General features: G+C 29.3%; 20 protein-coding genes and 2 tRNA genes. 6 read left to right on the plus strand and 16 right to left on the minus strand.

Annotated elements, in window-relative coordinates:
- Nucleotides 1-83: 83 nt before the first annotated feature.
- Both ABIN17_01815 and ABIN17_01820 read right to left on the minus strand, forming a co-directional pair.
- A tRNA-Arg gene (locus tag ABIN17_01815) sits at nt 84-158 on the minus strand.
- Between the two features lie 4 nt (nt 159-162).
- A tRNA-His gene (locus ABIN17_01820) sits at nt 163-236 on the minus strand.
- An 81-nt stretch (nt 237-317) separates the two neighbouring features.
- Here ABIN17_01820 and tatA point away from each other — a divergent pair.
- Complete coding sequence (gene tatA / locus ABIN17_01825; protein ID MEO0283797.1) at nt 318-524, plus strand: twin-arginine translocase TatA/TatE family subunit; 207 nt, start codon at nt 318-320, stop codon at nt 522-524.
- Here the strand turns inward: tatA and ABIN17_01830 are convergent.
- From ABIN17_01830 to ABIN17_01895, 14 genes are all read right to left on the minus strand, one after another.
- The gene (locus ABIN17_01830) at nt 521-2608 is read right to left on the minus strand and encodes an acetate--CoA ligase family protein (GenBank protein MEO0283798.1); all 2088 of its coding nucleotides are present in this window, start codon (nt 2606-2608) and stop codon (nt 521-523) included. The genes tatA and ABIN17_01830 overlap by 4 nt on opposite strands.
- On the minus strand, nt 2577-3128 hold the full coding sequence (locus ABIN17_01835) for a cob(I)yrinic acid a,c-diamide adenosyltransferase (GenBank protein MEO0283799.1): 552 nt from the start codon (nt 3126-3128) through the stop codon (nt 2577-2579). The genes ABIN17_01830 and ABIN17_01835 overlap by 32 nt, the downstream gene beginning before the upstream one ends.
- Complete coding sequence (gene rpmA, locus ABIN17_01840) at nt 3125-3391, minus strand: 50S ribosomal protein L27 (protein ID MEO0283800.1); 267 nt, start codon at nt 3389-3391, stop codon at nt 3125-3127. Before rpmA ends, ABIN17_01835 begins: the two co-directional genes overlap by 4 nt.
- Nucleotides 3392-3405: 14 nt before the next feature.
- The gene (gene rplU, locus ABIN17_01845) at nt 3406-3723 is read right to left on the minus strand and encodes a 50S ribosomal protein L21 (GenBank protein ID MEO0283801.1); all 318 of its coding nucleotides are present in this window, start codon (nt 3721-3723) and stop codon (nt 3406-3408) included.
- Between the two features lie 376 nt (nt 3724-4099).
- Nucleotides 4100-5800 (minus strand): ATP-binding protein, encoded by a 1701-nt coding sequence (locus ABIN17_01850; GenBank protein ID MEO0283802.1) that lies wholly within the window; start codon nt 5798-5800, stop codon nt 4100-4102.
- 37 nt (nt 5801-5837) lie between these two features.
- Nucleotides 5838-6260, minus strand: a complete 423-nt coding sequence (locus tag ABIN17_01855) for a cytochrome c maturation protein CcmE (GenBank protein MEO0283803.1) — start codon at nt 6258-6260, stop codon at nt 5838-5840.
- Entirely contained in the window at nt 6232-6732 is a 501-nt protein-coding gene (locus ABIN17_01860) for a sigma-70 family RNA polymerase sigma factor (GenBank protein MEO0283804.1), read from the minus strand. The genes ABIN17_01855 and ABIN17_01860 overlap by 29 nt, the downstream gene beginning before the upstream one ends.
- 17 nt (nt 6733-6749) lie before the next feature.
- Nucleotides 6750-7787, minus strand: a complete 1038-nt coding sequence (locus ABIN17_01865; protein ID MEO0283805.1) for a hypothetical protein — start codon at nt 7785-7787, stop codon at nt 6750-6752.
- A gap of 2 nt (nt 7788-7789) precedes the next feature.
- Nucleotides 7790-8299, minus strand: coding sequence for a hypothetical protein (locus ABIN17_01870; protein ID MEO0283806.1), 510 nt, complete (start codon nt 8297-8299; stop codon nt 7790-7792).
- A gap of 32 nt (nt 8300-8331) precedes the next feature.
- On the minus strand, nt 8332-9627 hold the full coding sequence (locus ABIN17_01875) for a pitrilysin family protein (GenBank protein MEO0283807.1): 1296 nt from the start codon (nt 9625-9627) through the stop codon (nt 8332-8334).
- On the minus strand, nt 9621-10853 hold the full coding sequence (locus tag ABIN17_01880) for a pitrilysin family protein (GenBank protein MEO0283808.1): 1233 nt from the start codon (nt 10851-10853) through the stop codon (nt 9621-9623). The genes ABIN17_01875 and ABIN17_01880 overlap by 7 nt, the downstream gene beginning before the upstream one ends.
- 2 nt (nt 10854-10855) lie before the next feature.
- Complete coding sequence (locus ABIN17_01885) at nt 10856-11824, minus strand: glycosyltransferase family 4 protein (protein ID MEO0283809.1); 969 nt, start codon at nt 11822-11824, stop codon at nt 10856-10858.
- 140 nt (nt 11825-11964) lie between these two features.
- Nucleotides 11965-13650: a type IV pilus secretin PilQ gene (gene pilQ, locus ABIN17_01890; GenBank protein ID MEO0283810.1), complete on the minus strand. Its 1686-nt coding sequence runs from the start codon at nt 13648-13650 to the stop codon at nt 11965-11967.
- Between the two features lie 13 nt (nt 13651-13663).
- The gene (locus ABIN17_01895; protein ID MEO0283811.1) at nt 13664-14269 is read right to left on the minus strand and encodes a hypothetical protein; all 606 of its coding nucleotides are present in this window, start codon (nt 14267-14269) and stop codon (nt 13664-13666) included.
- A gap of 112 nt (nt 14270-14381) precedes the next feature.
- Here ABIN17_01895 and ABIN17_01900 point away from each other — a divergent pair, with 112 nt between their 5' ends.
- The 5 genes from ABIN17_01900 (at nt 14382) to ABIN17_01920 (ending at nt 20227) form a co-directional block, all read left to right on the plus strand.
- On the plus strand, nt 14382-15356 hold the full coding sequence (locus ABIN17_01900; GenBank protein MEO0283812.1) for an HD domain-containing protein: 975 nt from the start codon (nt 14382-14384) through the stop codon (nt 15354-15356).
- Complete coding sequence (secA, locus tag ABIN17_01905; GenBank protein ID MEO0283813.1) at nt 15349-18315, plus strand: preprotein translocase subunit SecA; 2967 nt, start codon at nt 15349-15351, stop codon at nt 18313-18315. The genes ABIN17_01900 and secA overlap by 8 nt, the downstream gene beginning before the upstream one ends.
- 46 nt (nt 18316-18361) lie before the next feature.
- A complete protein-coding gene (locus ABIN17_01910) occupies nt 18362-18856 on the plus strand; it encodes a BCAM0308 family protein (GenBank protein ID MEO0283814.1) in 495 nt (164 codons plus the stop codon).
- Nucleotides 18857-19053: 197 nt separating this feature from the next.
- Nucleotides 19054-19506 carry a DUF502 domain-containing protein gene (locus ABIN17_01915; GenBank protein ID MEO0283815.1) on the plus strand — a complete coding sequence of 151 codons (453 nt, stop codon included), beginning with the start codon at nt 19054-19056 and terminating at the stop codon, nt 19504-19506.
- Nucleotides 19481-20227 (plus strand): hemolysin family protein, encoded by a 747-nt coding sequence (locus tag ABIN17_01920; protein MEO0283816.1) that lies wholly within the window; start codon nt 19481-19483, stop codon nt 20225-20227. Before ABIN17_01915 ends, ABIN17_01920 begins: the two co-directional genes overlap by 26 nt.
- Nucleotides 20228-20231: the final 4 nt, after the last annotated feature.

Raw genomic sequence — 20231 nt, forward strand, 5'->3', positions numbered from 1 at the left:
GGATTTGGACCCTAAGGGTAAGGTAAATTTTAGGAAAAATAAAAATTAAATTTCAAATTATACTATTTTTAAGAATTTTTATAAACCCCCGGCGGGATTTGAACCCGCAACCTCCTGGTCCGAAGCCAGGCGCTCTTTTCCTTTTGAGCTACGGGGGCATAAGGTGGGCGAGGGGACTCGAACCCCCAACCTCTGGAGCCACAGTCCAGCGCTCTAACCAGTTGAGCTACGCCCACCATTTGAATATTTATTTAATTATATATTATAATATACTTGTTTTTAAAAAGGTTCAAATCCATTTAAAACCGAGAAAAAAAATGAATATAGGTTTTCAAGAAATATTATTAATTTTTTTAATTATTTTACTTCTCTTTGGGGCTAAAAAATTGCCAGAACTTGCAAGAGGTCTTGGAACCGCTTTAAAGGAGTTTAGAAAAGCCTTAAGAGAAACTGAAGATTCTATTAAAGAAATAAAAGAAGATACTGAGAAAAATACTAAGGAAGAAAAAAAAATTTTAAATTAAACTCTTATCCTCGCATCTGCAATAAAGGCTCCTTTTCTCTTTTCAAATACAAAAACAGGATTTAAATCCATTTCTTTTATTTCAGTAGCAAATTGAGAGAGAAAAGAAAGTCTCAATATAAAATCCTTTATTTTCTCAATATCCCGCTCCTTTTCACCTCTTACACCTTTTAAAAATGGATAAAACTTTATTTCTCTTATCATATCATCAGCTTCTTCCACTGAAACAGGACTTAGTCTGAAGGTTACATCCTTAAAAACCTCCACAAAAATTCCTCCGAGCCCAAATAATAAAATATGACCGAACCTTTCATCCTTTTTTAAACCAAGAATTATTTCCTTAAAATCACCTTTAACCATTTTCTGGATGATAACTTTTTCATAATTTTTAATTTTTTTCTTGAATCTTTCTTTCATTTTTCTATAAGAATTTAAAAGTTCCTTTTCATCTTTTATATCAAGAATCACTCCACCTTCATCCATTTTATGAACAACTTCTCCTGAGGCAATTTTTAAAACACAGGGAAACCCGATTTTTTTGATTTTTTTTATTAAATCCTCTTCATTAAAAGCCCTTTTCCATGGCAAAAGCTCAAAACCTGCTCTTTCAAGAATTTCAAAACATAAATCAAGATCAATAAAACCTTTACCTTTATTTTTCTTTAAGTACTCCTTAATACTTTGATCCAGTTCAAAATTCCTATATGTTTCCTTTCTTTCCTTTATAAAATTAGAATATTTAAGGGAATGAGCCAGAGCCCTTGCTGCCACATCAGGAAATCTATAAAATGGAATACCCTCTTCTCTCAAAATATTTACACCTTTTTCTACATCCACAACACCCATTAAAACAGTCACAAAAGTTTTTTCTTTTCTTTTTGCATAATTTGAAATAACCCTTGCAACTTTTTCTATATCAATCATTCTCTGCGGCGCCATTAAAAAATAAACAGCATCAATATTTTTATCCTCATAAAGCGCCTTTACTGCAACTTCAAATTTTTCAGCATCTGCTTCAGCAAGTAAATCTACGGGATTTTTTAAAGAAGCATGTGGAGATACAAAGGGTTTAATTTTATTTTTTGTCTCCTCTGAAAGTTCATTTACTTTTAAACCATTTTCAATTAAAGCATCGGTTGCAACAATTCCAGGTCCTCCTGCATTTGTAACTATTCCAACACTATTTCCCTTTGGATAAGGTTGAGAAGCAAAAAGTGAAGCATATTCAAAAAGTTCTAAAGGAGAACTAACTTCAATAACTCCTGCCTGTTTAAAAACTGTTCTATAAACAAGTGGTTCTCCTGCAAGAGAACCAGTATGAGAGGAAACAGCTCTTGCACCCTCAGGACTCATTCCAGCTTTTAAGGCTAAAATTGGTTTTTTCTTAGACACCCTTTTTGCAACTTCAATAAACTTTCTTCCGTTTTTTAATTCTTCAATATACATCAGAATAACTTTAGTTTTATCATCATTTCCAAGATATTCAAGAAGTTCAACTTCATCTATATCAACTTTATTACCCATACTTATAACCTTTGAAAACCCAATACCCCTTGATTTTGCAAAATCAAGAATCGCCACACAGATTGCTCCACTCTGTGATATAAAAGAAATTTCACCTTCCTTTGGCATATCACTTGCAAAATTTGTTGTAAATCTTACTTCTGGATCAGTATTAATCACACCTATACAGTTGGGACCTAAAATTCTTATTCCCCTTTCTTTTGAAATTTTTTCTATTTCCTTTTCAAGTTTTTCTCCCTCAGGACCTGCTTCTTTAAAACCTGCACTTATTATAATAGCAACTTTTATTCCTTTATCAGAACAGGCTTTTAAAACTTCAGGAACATATAAAGAAGGGACAAGAATAACTGCAAGTTCTGGAATATCGGGAACATCCTCTATTTTTTTATAACATTTATTTCCTAAAATACTTTCAGCATTTGGATTAACAATATAAATAGTCCCCTTATAACCTGAAAGTATCATATTTTTTAAAGTCACATATCCTACACTTCCTTCTTTTCTTGAAGCTCCTATTAAAAGAACACTTTTAGGGTTTAAAAGAACCGAGAGTTCTTTCATACCCACCCTCCCTCCTTGTAATTTCTCTTCCAAGCAAAAATAAATAATCAGATAATCTATTAAGAAATTTTAAGACAACTTTAGCTGATTTAAATTCATCAAGAAGAGCAGCTACACTCCTCTCAGCTCTTCTTGAAACAGCTCTTGCTAAATGAAAATATAAAGATGCCAGATTTCCTGATGGTAGGATGAACTCTTTAAGGGGTCCCAAACTCTCACTTAATTTATAAATTTTTTCTTCCATTTCCTTAAGAATATTTTCATTCAATTCTGGACCTTTTTCTTCTTCAGGAATAATAAGCTGAGCCCCTGCAATAAAGATAAGTTTTTGAAGTTTTTCAACTTCCTCTTTTAAATCTTGATCCTGAGAGTAGAAGTAACAGAAACCCAGAAGTGAATTTAATTCATCTAAATCTCCAAGCGCATGGAATATTTTAGAATCTTTTCTTTCTAATTTGTTTTTCCAGTAAGAAGAAAAACCCTCGTCCCCCTTACCTGTGAAAACCTTTGTAATTCTCAATTAGAAAGTTCGTTTTCTGAATACACAGATACATAGACTCTATTCTTTTTCCTTTCAAATTTTACAAACCCTTCTTTTAAAGCAAATAAAGTATCATCTCCTCCTCTTTTAACATTCCAGCCAGGCCAGAATCTTGTGCCTCTCTGCCTAACAAGTACTTCTCCAGCTTTAACAAACATTCCATCCCATCTCTTTATTCCCAGGTATTTGGAATGAGAATCCCTTCCGTTTTTTGATGAACCCATTCCTTTTTTATGTGCCATTTTTCTACCTCCTTTTAAATTTCAATTTTCTCTATTTTAACCTCTGTAACCTTCTGCCTGTGTCCTTTCTTTCTCCTGTAATTTTTCTTGGGTTTCATTTTAAAAACAATTACTTTTTTTAACTTTTTCAAAGGATTCAAAACCCTTGCTTTCACCCTTACATTCTCAAGATAAGGTGAACCTATTTTATATTTTCCATTCTCTTTAAGTAAAAGGACCTTATCAATAACAATTTCATCCCCTTCTTTTACATCAGGAAGAAGGGGAACTAAAATTCTTTTTCCTTCTTTCACAAAGAATTGTTCTCCTTTAAATTCAATAATTGCCCACATATTTTCTCCTTTCAATTTTTATTAATTATTAATTTTAATTTAAATTTTTCAAAATTTCAAGTTTTTATAGAATACCATAACATTTTAGACTGATAAGGATTATTAATATATGTTTTTAAAAAATAAAAGAAGGGGAGAAAAATTATTTAAAGATTTATGGGATTTACATTGAACTTTTCTGGCTCAATAAGATTACAAGAAATAACTCCTACAAAATGTTCCTTTATAGTCCTTTTTAAACCTCTAAACATAAAAATTTACTTCTTAAATTTAATAGGAGATTTTTCAATAATTTCAGGCAATTTTTTCTCAATTATTTTTATAATATCTTCTTCACTTATAAAGAAAAAAAATTTAAAAATTCATTATTTTAATCTTAGGTTTTTATTATAAACTCTGTTCCTTTACCTTCCTCTGAATTTACAGAAATTTCAAATCCATGACTTTCTATAATCCTCTTTACTGTAAAAAGACCAAGTCCTGTTCCACTTTTCTTTGTTGTAAAATAAGGCTCGAAAATTCTATCTAAATTTTCCCTCTTTATACCTATTCCGTAATCTTTTACCTTTATCATTAATCTCCCCTTTTCTTCAAAAACTTCTATATCTATCCTTCCACCCTCAGGCTGAGCCTCTATAGCATTTCTTATCAGATTCAAAAAAACCTTTTCCATCTGATTCAAATCAAAAAATAACTCTTTATTTAAACCTTTTATAACTACCTCAATTTTATTATCTTTTAAATCCCCTTCAATTTTTTTAATAACACTTTCTATAAAATCCTTTACTTTTACCCTTTCTTTTTTAAGATAAAAAGGTCTTAATAAATTCATAAATTCTTCAATAGAATTAGTTAAAGAATTTAAAGCTTTTTCAAACTCAGGATAATCCTCCTTTATTTTATCCTTTAATCTGTATGATATTAATTTCAGGGAATTTAAGGGATTCTTTATTTCATGAGCAAAACTTGATAAAATCCTCAAAATACCCTCCTCTTCTCTCTTTTTCTCACTTTCTTTAAATAATTCCATAAACTCATTGATCTTTAAAAAAATTATAAAATCATTATCTCTTTCCGCAAAATAATAATCTTCATTTAATCTACATAAAATCTGCCTTTTATCCTTAAAATCCAAATTTGACAAATTAAGTTCTTTGCCATAAACTTTTTGCAATTTATTATTTTCTATTTTATAAATGGAGTAATCTGACAAAATTAAAGATGGAAAATATTTAAATCTCTCATAAAAACTTAAAATAAATAAAAGAAGGGAAAATAAAAATAAAAAAACTCCTGATATAAGTATAAGGTTAATAACAAAAATCCTGTTTCTAAACCTGTCAAGTGAAATACCAAGCCGGAGAATACCGATAGGAGTATTTCTGAAAAAAAAAGCTTTTAAAACCTCAATTATCTCCTCTTCATAAATTTTTCTTTTCTGTATAAGAATCCTATTTTTATTTATTATTTTATCAATCAAATCCCTATCATTAATCGGCTCAATATTTTTTGAAGAAAAAACAGTTTCACCACTTGACTCAAGAGAAATATATTCTATTTTTTCCTCTTTACTTAATTTTTCAAGCATTTTCTTTAATCCTGATTCAGTCTTTTTCTCTTTAAGATCTCTTATATCTTTTATCATTAGAATGTAATAATTTCCTTTATCTAATAAATAAAAAAGGGAATCACCCTCTATTGACTCAATCCTTCCCTTCTCAAAAACTTTTTTTTCTATTACAGAATTTTTCTTTCTACCTGTTGAGGAAATTACCCTTAAATTTTTATCTAAAATTGTTATTTCATAAAAATTATTCACAAGAGCTATTTTCAAAAGAGAATCTTCCTTTAAATCCGGAGCTAAAAAATCAGATAAATTATCAAGATTTTTATAGTAAAGTTCATCAATAAAGTAAGAGGCATTTAAAATTGATTCAAAAGAAGGCTCAAAAAGACTTATAAGTTCCTCAGCCTCTTTTTTTATTTCTAAATTCTCTTTAATCTTTAACAATAAAGAAAGAATTAACAAAACAAGAGAGAAAAAAATAAAGACAAAAGATAATCTTAAAACTTTCATTAATTAATTTAAAAAAATTTAAAAAAATATCAAACTTTTATTTTTCTTTTGCTTCTTCTGCCTGATACTTTGAAGGACACTGGGTTAAAAGGAAATGTGCTTTAAAAAGGTTATCTGCCTTATAATAAACTCCTTCAACAACAACCTGTGCCTCAGGCTGAAAGAGCATATCAGGTGCCGTTCCTTTGTATATAACCTTGATCTTATTTTCATTATTACCAATTTCAAATTCTACAATATTACCCTTTTTATTCACAGTTCCGGGGACAACCTTACCCTGCAATCTTATTGTCTTTCCGTCAACATAGGGATTTTTTTGGAAAAATTCTTCAACTGTATAGTAATAAACCCAAGTTTTTTTCAAACCTGTAAAAATTAAATAAAGAGTTCCAAGGAAAAATAAAAAAGTTATTATCCCAATTTTAATCTTTTTATTTTTCATAGTTATAATTATAAACATATTTTCTTATTTTTTCAAGAATTCTTAAATATTTAACCCTCAAGGTATTCTCATTAATGGAAAGGATTTCAGAAATCTCTTTGAATTTTAAATTTTCATAAAATCTAAGAATAATTATTTCTCTTTCTTCTTCCTCTAAATTTTCCAATATTTTTTTAACAAACTCTATCTTTTTTATTTTATCGACTGGGTCTTCACATTTAAAATCAAAAATTTCCTCATTTAATTCTACAAACTTTAATTTTTTTTCTTTTCTTTTTAAATCTATTAATCTGTTTCTTGCCATTTTCAAAAGATATGCTTTTATATTTTCCAAATTTTTTAATCTATCAAATAATTTCCAGAATTTTATAAAAACATCCTGCAAAATATCTTCTGCTTCTTCTCTTGAAAGGGAGAGAAACAAAAGATAAGAATAAACATCTTTACTGAATTTTTTATAAATTATTTCAAATTCCTTTTCCTTATTCAAAATTCTTTAAACTATTTTTAACTTTTTATTCCAAGTCTTGAAACAAAAAGAATTCCAATACCAATAGTAAAAACAAGATATAAATTAAAAAAACAAAAGGAAAAAACAAAAATCTCTAAAAGCGTATATAATAAACCTTCTCCATCTAAAGATAAAACAAGAGATAAAATAAGTGAGAGCATCAAAAAATAAAGCAATGCTACTATAATAGGAATAAAATCATTTTTATAATTTATTTTAAACCTCTGAAGTATAATCCTTCCCAGGGATATAATAACAGGTGAAGAACCGTATAATAGAAAAAGAGGAGTTGAAATAAGTATAAAAAGTGCAAGGGGTATACCGAGAATTGTAAGAACAAGAAAAATTAAAAAAGGAAAATAAAAAAGCTGAAATAATAGACCTATTCCCAGGGATTTCCATAAATTTAATTCCAGTTCCTTAGTCATATTTTCCACAGTACCTGGAAAGGCTAATTTAACAATAAAAACTAAAAAACCAAAAATTATCACAAATGAGAAAAATATAAGAATTTTTTTTGGAAACTCTGAAAAAAATTTACTTTCTTCTTTTTCACTTTTTCCCACTTTTTCTTCCTCTTTTTCTGTAAGTGTATCTCTTTCAACTTCTTTTTTCAATTCTACTTTTTTCTCTCCCTCTGTTACATAAATCCCTTTTACAAATAGCTTAATCAACTTTAAAGGAGAAAGTAAAGGACCAAGACCTAAATTAACTTTTTCTCCTTCAATACTTGCTTCTTTAGATATATCTAATTTACCCCCAACCACCGCGAGATCCCCTTTAATTAATGCACCCTTTAGAACTTTAACATCTCCCAATACAACTGCCATATCGCCTTCTATTAAGCCTTCAATTTCTACATTTCCATTAATAACCGCAAGATCCCCTAAAATACCTCCCTTAACTTCAAGATCTTTGCCAATAACCGAAAAATCACCTTTAACAGTATCATTTTTTTCAACAATCACTTTATCCTCAAGTTCAGTGTAATTTTTTTGAGCATTAAAAATTAAATAAATAAAAAGTAAAAACATTTTTACACCATTAAAGTTTTTATAGGGTTTGAACCTTTTTTAAAAAATATAAGATATAAAACAGTTAAAAAAAGAAAGAAACTTAAAAATAAAGGTATTAAAAAATATAAGAATCCATTTAAAAGTGTAGGAAATAAAGGCTTAAACTTTATAAAGAAGAAAAGTAATTTTTCAAGCAAATTTTTTATGTTAATTATTGAAAGCAAAAAATTTATAAAAAGGGTGATAAAAATATTTTTGATTATAAAAAAGAAAAAATTAATTAACAAGGAAAAGGATAACATATAAAAAAAGAGTGTTCTTACAAAAACTTTTTCAAATCTGATTCTTTTTTTAATAGCAAGAAAAGCTTCCTCATCCGGTTCTAAATTCTTTAAATCTTCAAAACTCTTATGTAAAAAATCTGAAATATTAAAAAAGGATTTACAGAAACTACAACCATAAATATGCTCCCAATCCTCTTTTTCAAGAGTTTCTTTCAAAATCCATTGATTTAATCTTTCACATTCCATATTTAATAAAACGAAATAAATTTTAAAATTTGTTACATTAATTCTATTTTATGTTCAGAAAAAATATCATATATAAAGGAAAAATCATAATTTTCAGGACCTATTATAGTTCCACATAGGTTTTCATAATCATAAAAATTTCTTATAAATTCAAACAATTCTTCCTTATTTGTTTCTAAAATTTTATTTAAGGTATCGTAAAGGTAAGAAGGTTTAAGTTCATAATATAAGGCAGAGAGTAAAATATTTGTGATTTGGGAATAGGTTTCAATTTCTCTTGGTATGGAACCCTTGAAAAAACCTTTTGCTTCTTTCAATTCCCTTTCCTTTACCCCTTTTAATTTAAATTTTTTGATTTCATCAATTAAAATTTTCATTGCCCTTTCAAAATTTTCTGTTCCTGTCTGGAAGTAATAATAAAAGGCACCTTTAAAAGGATCAAGGTTATTAAATTTTGAATAAATCGTGTAAACAAATCCAAGTTCATTCCTAATCTTTGAATAAAGTCTTGAAGCAACTGCTCCTCCACCTAGTATATAGTTAGAAAGAATTAACTTATGGTAATTCTTATCCTTTCTGTTTAAAGAATATTGTCCAAGTCTTACAAATACCTGATTAACTTTCTTTTTAATTAAAAAAATTTTCTTATCCACTTTATCCTTTTTAAATTCTGGGTAATTAAGATTAAACTCATCTAAGTTTTCAAAAAAATCTTCAAACTTTTTAAGAAATATGTCTAAATCAATAGAACCTGTACCCGCTATGAAAATTTTTCTTTTCAAAACTTTTTCTCTGTAAAATTCTTCAATATCTTTTTTTTCTATTGAATTAATACTCTCTATGTAACCTTCAAGGGGATGTGATAAGGGTGTATTTTCGTATAAAACTTCATAAAATTTTTTTGATACAAAAGTTTCAGGATCTTCTTCGTCTTGTAAAATTTCTGAAATTATTCTATTTTTTTCTTTTTCAATTTCTTCTTCTTTAAAAGGAGGATAGAAAATTAATCCCCTTATAAATTCAACTATCTTCTCAAAAAATTTATCCTCTGAAAGGATTTTTATAGAGAGCATATTTTTTGAACTTGTAATGTTAAACTTGGCTCCAATATTATCAAAAAATTCCCTTATCTTAAAGGAAGAAAATGTATCATAACCCTTATCAATAAGACTTGAAGTAAGATAAAATAAACCTTCTTTACCTTTTGGATCTAAATAGCTTCCTGAACAGAATCCTATCGCAAAAGAAATTAAAGGTAACTCATCATTTTTTACATAATAAACTTTTATTTTATTTGATATTTCACCTTTATAAACTTTCTCTAACATAAAATTAAATAATTTGCCCTTTCTTTTTTAATATATTTTCTTGCTGTCTCAATTATTTCATCCTTATTAATTTGTTCCACTTCATCAAGATAGGTAAAAATCCTGTCAAACATATCATTCAGCTCAAAATGGGATACAATCTGACCCCTACCGGATGTACTCTGCATTCTATACAAAAATTCAGAAGATAACATATTTTTAACTTTCTGGACTTCTTCATCTTTAAGGTCTCCTTTTATTATTTTCTCCACCTCATTCCAGAAAATTTCTATAACATTATCAAAGTCAGCATCTTTGTTTAATATTGCGTAAAATATAAAAAGACCCATATCAATTTTTTCTTCACAGAAAGTGGAAACTTCATGACATAGATTTTTTTCAAGGACTAAAATATTTTCAAGTCTTGAACTCTCCATTCCGCCAAGTAAAGCTGAAAATAAGCTTAATTTGATAAAATCTGGGTGACTGAAGGGAACTGAATGAAAACTTATACCAAGTATTTTTAAAAAATCCTTTTCCCTTATCACCATCTTTCTTTCAAAATTCTGTTCCGGTTCATAAAATATCTTTCTTTCAATTTTATTATTCTTCTCAATTTTTGAAAAATTTCTTTTTAAGGATTTTAAAACTTCCTTTTCTTCAAATCCACCTGTAATAACAATAAAAGCATTAGAAGGTGAATAAAATTTATCATACCATTTTTTTAAATCCTTTTTTGTAATATTTAGGATATCCTGTTCAAAACCTATTACCGGGTACCTGTAAGGGTGAATTGTATAAGAGAGAAGGGAAAAATTTTCCCAAAACTTGCCAAAGGGTGAATTCTCTATCCTTTCTTTTCTTTCCTCAATAACAACATTTTTTTCTGCTTCAAACTCCTCAAAGTTTAAATTTAACATTCTATCAGATTCCATTTCAATAACTTTGAAAATAGCATCTTTTGGAACAGTTTCATAATAAAAAGTAAAATCTTCTGTTGTAAAGGCATTATCAATTCCACCCATCTTTTGAATTATTTTTGAAAATTCTTCTGGTTTTAATTTTTTTGTTCCTTTAAACATCATATGTTCTAAAAGATGGGATATACCTCTTTTCCCTTCAATTTCATCCCTTGAACCTACTTTATAAACAATATAGAAACTAACAATTTCTCTTCTCATGGGTATAAGTAAAATCTTTAAACCGTTATCAAGAAAATATTTTTTTACTTCAAATTTTATTCTCATTTTTAAACCAAAGATTTTAAAAAATTATAAAGTTTTTCTGCAATTACCTCATAGGTAAAATTCTCCTTAACCCTTTTAAAACCCTTTCTTATAAGCTCATCTCTCAGGGTTTTGTCAAGATATAACCTTTCCATACATCTAAAAAGTTCTTCTGAATCACCTTCTTTAAACAAAAGACCTGCATCTCCTATTACCTCAGGAATCGCACCTGAATCAGAACCAATAACTGGAACACCTCCTGCCATTCCTTCTACTAAAACTCTACCAAACTGCTCCTTCCACCCTTTTCCTGTAAGAGAAGGAAGAATAAGAAAATCAATTGATTTATAAACTGAATAGACCTCTTCATGAGATATATAAGGTAACATGTAAAAATTAACTTTTTTTGATATTAATAGATTTTTAATATTTACCCTCTCTTTACCCTCACCAACTAAAAGAAGTGTACCCTTTTTATATTTTTTATAGAATTTTTCAAAAGCATCTATCAAAAGATAAACACCTTTAATTTTTATGAGTCTCCCAATATAGGCAAATATTGGTTTTTCTAAAGTTTCTAAAATTTCAATTTTTTTAGATTTATTAAATTTAAAAGGGTCTACTCCAAGGTAAAATCTAAAAATTTTTTTATTGTAACCCCATTTTCTTAAAACTACTTCTGCCTCCTTTGAAAGTGCAAGTGCCCCTTTTGATCTCTTAAAAACATAATTTTGCATTTTTCTAATTGGAGTTGGAAAATTTTTATAAATATTCTGAGCACTGAAAAATACAAAGGGCACTTTTTTAAAAAGAAGGGAGAATTCAAAGGTTGAAGTTGAGTAACTTTCTTCAAGAAAAATAACAAAATCAGGTTTTTTTAACTTTATCTCTTTTAAATAAAAGGAAAAAAAGAATTGAAATTGAATATTTTTTAAAAAAAACCAATTTAAAGGTATAATCTCAACACCTTCTTCAACTATTTTTTTCCTCAATAAAGGTTTTTCACCAAGATCACCCCTCCATGTATGGGGAACAAAAATTTTAATATTTTTTATATATTTTCTTAAATAAAAGAATTGTTCCCTATTTCTCCTATGTAAGGATGCGTGATTAAAAATAAAAAGGCTCTCTATTACTCTGTTATTATATTTGGGGTTATAAATATCACAATTTCCCTTTCTTCAACAGAACCTGTTCTTCCACCAAAAAGAGCTCCAATCAGAGGTATATTTTTCAATATAGGAATACCACTTGAGGCTCTTGATCTTTTAGTACTTACAAGACCACCTATAACAGCTGTTTCACCGTTACCAAGCAAAACCCTTGTCTCAGCCTCATTTGTAAGAATTGTAAGCTGTCCTGTAGGAGTTGGCTCACCTGCCTGAGACACCTCAGTCTTTAAGTCAAGAGTTACCTGGTTCTGGGAATTTACATGTGGTGTAACTTCAAGTTTTATACCAACATCTACAAGCCTTGTTATTGGGTTACCACCAACATCAGTAGTTATAAAGGGTATTTTAACTCCACCAATTATTTTTGCTTGTTTGTTATCAGTAACAGTAATTTTAGGAGAGGATATAACTCTCGCAAATTCTTCAGACTCAAGAGTGGCAAGTATTGTAAAAAGGTCAGTTTGAGGTGATAAATAACCAACAGTAAATCTTAAACCAGGAGCTGCGGGTAAAGTTACAGCTCCAGCTTCAGCAAAACCGGTTCCTTCTGGTCCAGGTTCAGAAGGAGATTCACTTGGATTCCTACCAATATAACCTTGCTGTGAAGGGATTCCCTGGACTATTCCAGTATATCTTCCTCCCCATTTTATTCCAAGTTCTTTTAACTTTCTTGTATTAATCTCAACAATCCTTGCTTCTATTGCGACTTGTGGTGTTTTTACATCAAGAGATTTAATAATCTGCTCCACTTTTTGCTGTATATCCTCAATATCAGTTACAATAACTGAATTTGTATGTTCATCTTTTTCTATTCTGCCTCTCTCTGTTAAAAGTTTTTGAAGTGATGTTGAAACCTCATCAGGTTTTGTAAATTCAAGCTTATAAATTCTTGTTACAAGAGGTTTTAAAAGCTGTGCTTCCTGTTCAGCCTTCCTTCTCTCTATTTCTTCCCTTTTTAGCTTATCAGGAGGAGCAATTCTCAAAACACCATTTTCTTCAACATAAGATAATCCAACTGTTTTCAAAACAAGTTCAAGAGCAGTCCTCCATGGTATATTGTTAACCATAACAGTAACCTTTCCTTTTACATCAGTTGTATAAACCACATTTAAACCAACATATTCAGCAATACCATTAATAACAGTAACTATATCTGCATTTTCAAGATTAAGTGAAATTCTCGATTCACCCGGTTTAATAGGAGAAGGTACAGTAGAAGTAACAGTTTTTTCTTCAATTTCAGCCGTGAATTCAGGTTTTCCTTCCTTTAAGGTAAAAATACCTTCAGAACCACCCGTATTTAATAGATAAAAAGAAATTCCCTCAGATGTTCTTACATCATAACTTTCAAAGGTAGAAGTGGTATATAAAAAAATTCTTGTCAAAGCAACACGTTGAAAGGTTTCAAGTGTAATTTTATCGATTCCTGCCCTATTTATTACATAGGAACCAGGTGCAATCATTGTTTTATTGGTATGAATATCAAGAGCTATAACATTTGAAGTTGGTTTAAATACTGTATAAGAAACATCTTCTGGAACAAGTATAGTAACTATAGTATTTGTCCCCTCACCCTGTATTCTTATATCACTTATTTGAGCAAATAAAGAAAATACAAGAATTAAATTTAAAATAAATTTATACATTTAAAACCTCCTTTTATCCTTGATCAGCAAAATCAGAAACTTCTAAGGTTATTTCAAGACTAACTGGATCAAGAATTTTACCTGAATAATACTCATGGGAATAAAAAGTATATCTTGCCTTTAAATATAAAACCTCAGGATTCCTATTTTTCCAAACATTATAAAAAGGGTTATACATTTCCTTTATATAGGAAGGAAGAAGAGGTAAAGTAAGGGTGAGTGGAGAGTTCTTTTTTAATTCTACAGGTAAGACATATTTCAAATGTGAATAAGTCGGAATAGAAACATTACCTTGATAAGGAGGAGCAACATTAAATGAAATCTTTTTTGGGGGTGATTGGGACATATCATAAAATTCAATATTAAGACTATCAATACTTAAAATCGGAGAATAACCTTCTTCACTTGTATTATGAGCATCAAAGGTAAAAGTGGCTGAAAGAGTATCATAAGGGAAAAAATAAGTTGAATCCTGTTCATTGAAAGAAACAATATCAATTCCAAGACTATAACTGGAAACCGAAACCCTTAAAAGATAAATCCCTTCTCTTTCTTTACATGAATAAAAAAACATAATAGTCATAAGGAGGACTAAAATCCTCTTCACAATTTCCTCCATTTTTTCAAAAGGATTTGAACCATTTTTAAACCTTTTTATTATATAGCAAAAATTTTAATTTGTCAACTTGAATTTTTAGAAAAAAATCTTTATTTTTTATTATCTTAAAATAATGAAAAAAATTTATGTAAAAGATTTAATAAAAACAGAAGGAAGTTTTGAAGATATATTTTATTTGCACTCCCTTAAAAACTTGTCAGGTAAAAAGGGAGATTATATTGAACTTGTAATATCTGACAAAACAGGAGAATTAAAGGCTTACCTTTTTGATTTGAATGTTATTTTGGAAGAGGGAATATATAAAGTAAAAGGAGAAATAGGAGTATATAAGGAGGAAAAAAGAGTAATAATAAAGGAAGCTGAAAAAGTTGAAATAAATGAATTAATAAAAAAGGAATTTATTCCTACATCAACGATTCCAAAGGAAATTCTTAAAAAGGAAATCTTAAAAGAAATAGATTCTCTCAATAACATCTTTTTAAAGGAATTACTTTCAAAAATATTTAAAGGAGAATTTCTTGAAAATTTCCTTGAAGCACCAGCTGCAGTTAAATACCACCATGCTTATTTAGGAGGACTTGCTGAACATACACTTAATGTAGTAAAAATAGTAAAAGCCATTTCGGAATGTTATAATTCTATAAACAGGGATTTACTTATAGCAGGTGCTCTTTTACATGACTTAGGAAAAGTGTTATCATATAAAATAGATTTTAAATCAAGTATGACAGATGAAGGAAAACTTCTTGACCATATATACATCGGGATGAAAAAAATTGATGAGGAAATTGAAAAATTCAACAAAGAAAGAAAATTTGGTGGAATATTTAAATCAAAATTTCCAGAAGATTTGAGGCTCAATCTTTTGCACCTTATAGCATCACATCATGGAACAAAAAGTCAAGGAGCTCTAACTGATCCGATGACAAAAGAAGCCTATATCCTTTATATGGCTGATATGCTTGATGCTGAAATTTATAAATTTGATGAAGCAATAAAAATGGCACAAGAGGGTGAAAGATGGTCACCCTATCATTCTAAATTAAAAAAATCTGTATTTATAGGAGGTGAAATAGAAAATGATTAAAAAAATTTTTAAGAAAATATTTGTCTCAAGAAATGAAAGAGTCATAAGGAAATTATTGCCTATAGTTAAAAAAGTAAACGAAATATACGAAACTTACCATCATCTTACTGATGAAGATCTGATTAAAAAAACTGAAGAATTTGTCCAGAGACTCAAGGATGGCGAAAGTGATATGGAAATTCTACCTGAAGCTTTTGCTCTTGTTAAGGAAGCCTGCAGAAGACTTGTTGGAAAAAAGTGGAAAATAACTGGTCAGGATTATGAATGGGATATGATTCCTTTTGATGTTCAGATTCTTGGTGCTATAGTTTTACATCAAGGTAAAATAGCAGAAATGGCAACAGGTGAAGGTAAAACCCTTGTTGCCACAATGCCTCTTTACCTTAATTCACTTATTGGAAGAGCGAGGGGATTAAATGGTGATAAAAGATTTTTAGTTAATGGTTCACCAAGGGGAATAAACCACCTTGTTACAGTAAATGATTACCTTGCAAGGAGAGATAGAGAATGGATGGGACCTGTCTATGAAATGCTTGGGCTTGAAGTTGGAGTAATTCAGAGTGGTATGGAGTCAGAGGAAAGAAAACCTGAATATAACAAAGATATTACCTATGGAACAAATAATGAATTCGGATTTGATTATTTAAGAGATAATATGGTTTACAGAAAAGAAGATAAAGTCCAGAGAGGTCATATATACGCAATAGTTGATGAAATTGATTCCATTTTAATAGATGAAGCAAGAACTCCGCTTATAATATCTGGACCAATAGAGAGAACAAGCAATTATTTATATAAAGAAGCTAAACCCCATGTGGAAAGAGTTGTTAAAAAACAGATGCTACTTGTTAATCAAATTTTAAATGAAGCAGAAAAGGATTTAAATCAGGGAAAAAAAGAAGAAGCAGCTAAAAAAATACTTCTTGCAAAAAAAGGGGCTCCCAAATCAAGAAAACTTTTTAAACTCTTACAAGAGCCAGATATATTAAAACTTACAGAAAAAATTGAACTTGAACTTTTAAAAGAAAAGAAAATAAGAGAGTTTGAAAGCGAGCTTTTTTACGTGATAGACGAAAAATCTCATAATGTTGATTTAACAGAAAAAGGAAGAAAAGAATTTTTGACTATAGATAAAGATCTATTTGTTTTACCTGATCTTTCAATTGAATTAACAAAAATTGAAAAGGATGAAACTTTTTCACCAAGAGAAAAATTTTATGAAAAGGAAAAAGTAATAAGAGAATATTCAGAAAAATCTGAAAAAATTCATGCTATAAAGCAACTTTTGAAAGCTTACTCCCTTTTTGAAAAAGATGTGGATTATGTAGTTATGGATGGAAAAGTAATCATTGTTGATGAATTTACAGGAAGATTGATGCCTGGAAGAAGATGGTCAGACGGGTTACATGAGGCAGTTGAAGCAAAAGAAGGGGTTGAAATACAAAGAGAAACCCAGACACTTGCAACAATTACACTTCAAAATTATTTCAGAATGTATGAGAAACTTGCTGGAATGACAGGAACAGCTATAACAGAAGCTCAAGAATTCTGGGAGATTTATAAACTTGACGTCATTGTTATACCAACAAATAAACCTGTGATTAGAATTGATCTTCCTGATATCATCTTTAAAACAAAAAAAGAAAAATATCAGGCTGTTATTGAAGAAATAAAGAAAAACTTTAAAATTGGAAGACCTGTTCTTGTGGGAACAACTTCTGTTGAAGTCTCGGAATTACTTTCAAGAATGTTAAAAAGGGAAGGAATACCTCATCATGTTTTAAATGCTAAATATCATCAACAGGAAGCAGAAATAATTGCAAGAGCAGGACAGAAGTATGCTGTGACAATTGCCACAAACATGGCAGGAAGAGGCACTGATATAAAGCTGGGAGAAGGTGTTAGAGAACTTGGGGGACTTTACATCATAGGAACAGAAAAACATGAAGCAAGGAGGATTGATAGACAATTAAGGGGAAGAGCAGGTAGGCAGGGTGATCCTGGAACAACAAAATTCTTTTTATCCCTTGAAGATGATCTTTTGAGACTATTTGGTTCTGACAAGGTAAAAGAATTAATGGAAAGATTTGGAAAAAAAGATGAAGGACCTATTGAAAGTAAACTTGTTACAAAGGCTCTTGAAACCGCGCAGAAAAGAGTTGAAATGCAGAACTTTGAAATCAGAAAAAGACTTCTTGAATATGATGATGTGATGAATAAGCAGAGAGAAGTAATCTATGGTTTGAGAAATGAGATCTTAGAAGGCGAAAATATGAAAGAACTCATTTTAAAAGAGTATGTTATTGATCTTGTAGAGGAATTAAGGGAAAGATTTTTAGCTTCAGAAGAAAGGGAAGAATGGAATATTGATGAATTTCTGGGGGAACTCTCATATCATTTTCTTGCTGATTTTTCTGATTTAAAAGAAATTGAAGATAAAAATAAAATCAAAGAAGAAGTTCTAAAAAGGATTAAGGAACTCTATGAAATGAGAGAGGAAATATTTGGACAGGAAAGAATGAGAGATTTGGAAAGAGCAAGTCTTCTTTTCACTCTTGATACAGCCTGGAGAGAGCACCTTTATGCTTTAGATCACTTAAGAGAAGGAATATACTTAAGAGCATATGGTCAAAAAGACCCTCTGATTGAATATAAACAAGAAGCATACAGGATGTTTGAGGAACTTTTAAGAAGGATAAGGAATGAAACAATACACAGACTTTTCCACGCTAAAATTGTTGAAGCAGAAAGAAGAGTAGATTTAAGTAAATTAAGGGAAATTAGACCTGAACTTGTAAGAACCTTAAGCATCTCAAAAAAAGAAGAGGAAAGTAAAAGTGAAGCAAAAACTCTTTCACCCACTTTGACTATAAAAAGAGACACACCTAAGGTTGGCAGAAATGATCCCTGCCCTTGTGGAAGCGGTAAAAAATATAAAAAGTGCCATGGTAAAACTTGAAAATAAGTTTAAAAAAGGTTTATAATAATAAAAAGGAGTAAGGAAAATGAAGGGTAAAGATACAAGGAGTTATATTTATAAATTAAAAGATCCGTATATGGATAAAAATCTATATGTGGATCCCACAACTTGTCCCACTTGTGGTCTTGTTTACCACAGAAAAAGATGGATCAATAATCCTGAACTTTTGAAGGAATTGAAAGGAAACCATAAAGAAATACAACAGAAAGAATGTCCTGCTTGTAGAAAAATAAGGGATAAATATCCTCTTGGAATTGTAGAAATTTTTGGTGATTTTGTGGAGCAAAAAAACGAAGAAATTCATTCAAGAATAAAACATATTGCAGCTGAGGAGTTTACTCATAACCCCCTTGAGAGAATAATGATTGTAAAAAATGAAAAGAATAGGATAATTATTGAAACTACAACAGAACATCTTGCAGAAAAAATAGGTAAAAAAATAGCAAAAACTTTTAATAAAAAAGTAAAAATAAGTTTTTCAGACACTGAGAAATTTGTTAGAGTTTTTGTAAGTGATTAAAAAGGGAGAGTAAGAAAATTAAAAAGTATCTTATAACGGGTATTGCTTCACTTTTTCCTATTTTTGTAACTTTATATATTCTCTATATTATAATAAAGTTTGCTGGAACCAATATTGGAAATTTTTTTGTAAAGATAGGGATTCTAAGAACAGAAAATGTTTTTGTTTCAACCCTTTTTGGACTAATTTTTTCTTTTATATTTATTTACCTTGTTGGTTTTTTTGTCACAACATTAATAGGTAAAAGAATATTTGAGTATGGGGAAAATTTTTTAGTAAAACTTCCTTTAATAAGAGGTTTTTATTCTGGAGCAAAAAAACTAACTGATGCTATTTTTTCCCAGAAAACAGCCTTTAAAAAGGTTATCTTTGTAGAATTTCCAATGGAAGGACATTATACAATAGGTTTTGTAACTTCTGATAAAAAATGGGAAATTAATGGTAAAAAGTTTGTAAATATCTTTATACCAACAACTCCGAACCCCACAAGTGGATGGTATTTAATAGTCCCGGAAGACAAAATTTTTTATTTAGAACTCTCCATAGAAGAGGCCTTAAAAGCAATTGTTTCAGCAGGTATAGTTTTGCCTGAAAAAAAAGATATATACAATCTTTTTAAAGAATATGTTCAAAATATTCAAAAGAAATAAAAAGGAAAAATTTACTGAAAAGGAAAATATAGAAGATTTCATAGAAGGAATCAAAAAACTATCTGAAAAAAGGGTACAGGAAGTTATGATACCAAGAATAGATATGGTATGTGTCAGCCATGAGGACACAATAAGTGAAGCCTTAAAGATATTTAAAAAATATCCTTTTTCAAGAATGCCTGTAATTAAAGAAAAAAAGGATGAAGTAATAGGTATATTATTTTTTAAAGAAATTTTACTTATGGATCCATCAGAGTATAGTAAAAAGAAAGTTACAGAAGTCATGAAAGCTCCTTATTACTTTCCAGAAAATAAAAATGCTCTTGAAGCTTTAAAGGAAATGAGAAACAAAAGAGTGCATTTTGCACTTGTTGTTGATGAATTTGGAAATGTAACCGGACTTATAACTCTTGAAGACCTCGTTGAAGAAATAGTAGGTGAAATAGTTGATGAGCTCGACCGTGATATAATTATAAAGCCTCAAAAAATTAAAGATGGCTATATAATACCTGGAAGAATGCCTATTGATGAACTTTCTAATTTAATTGATATAGAAAATTATGATGAGAATGAAGTTTTAACAGCTGCAGGTTATATAATCGAAAAAATAAAAAGAATCCCGGAAAAAGGAGAAAAAATAAAAATTGGTAAATATTTATTTGAAATTCTTGATGCCTCAGAATCAAGAATAAATAAAATAAAAATCACAAAAATAAGTTAAATTA

The organism is candidate division WOR-3 bacterium (genome assembly GCA_039803925.1).
Lineage (GTDB): Bacteria > Hydrothermota > Hydrothermia > Hydrothermales > JAJRUZ01 > JBCNVI01.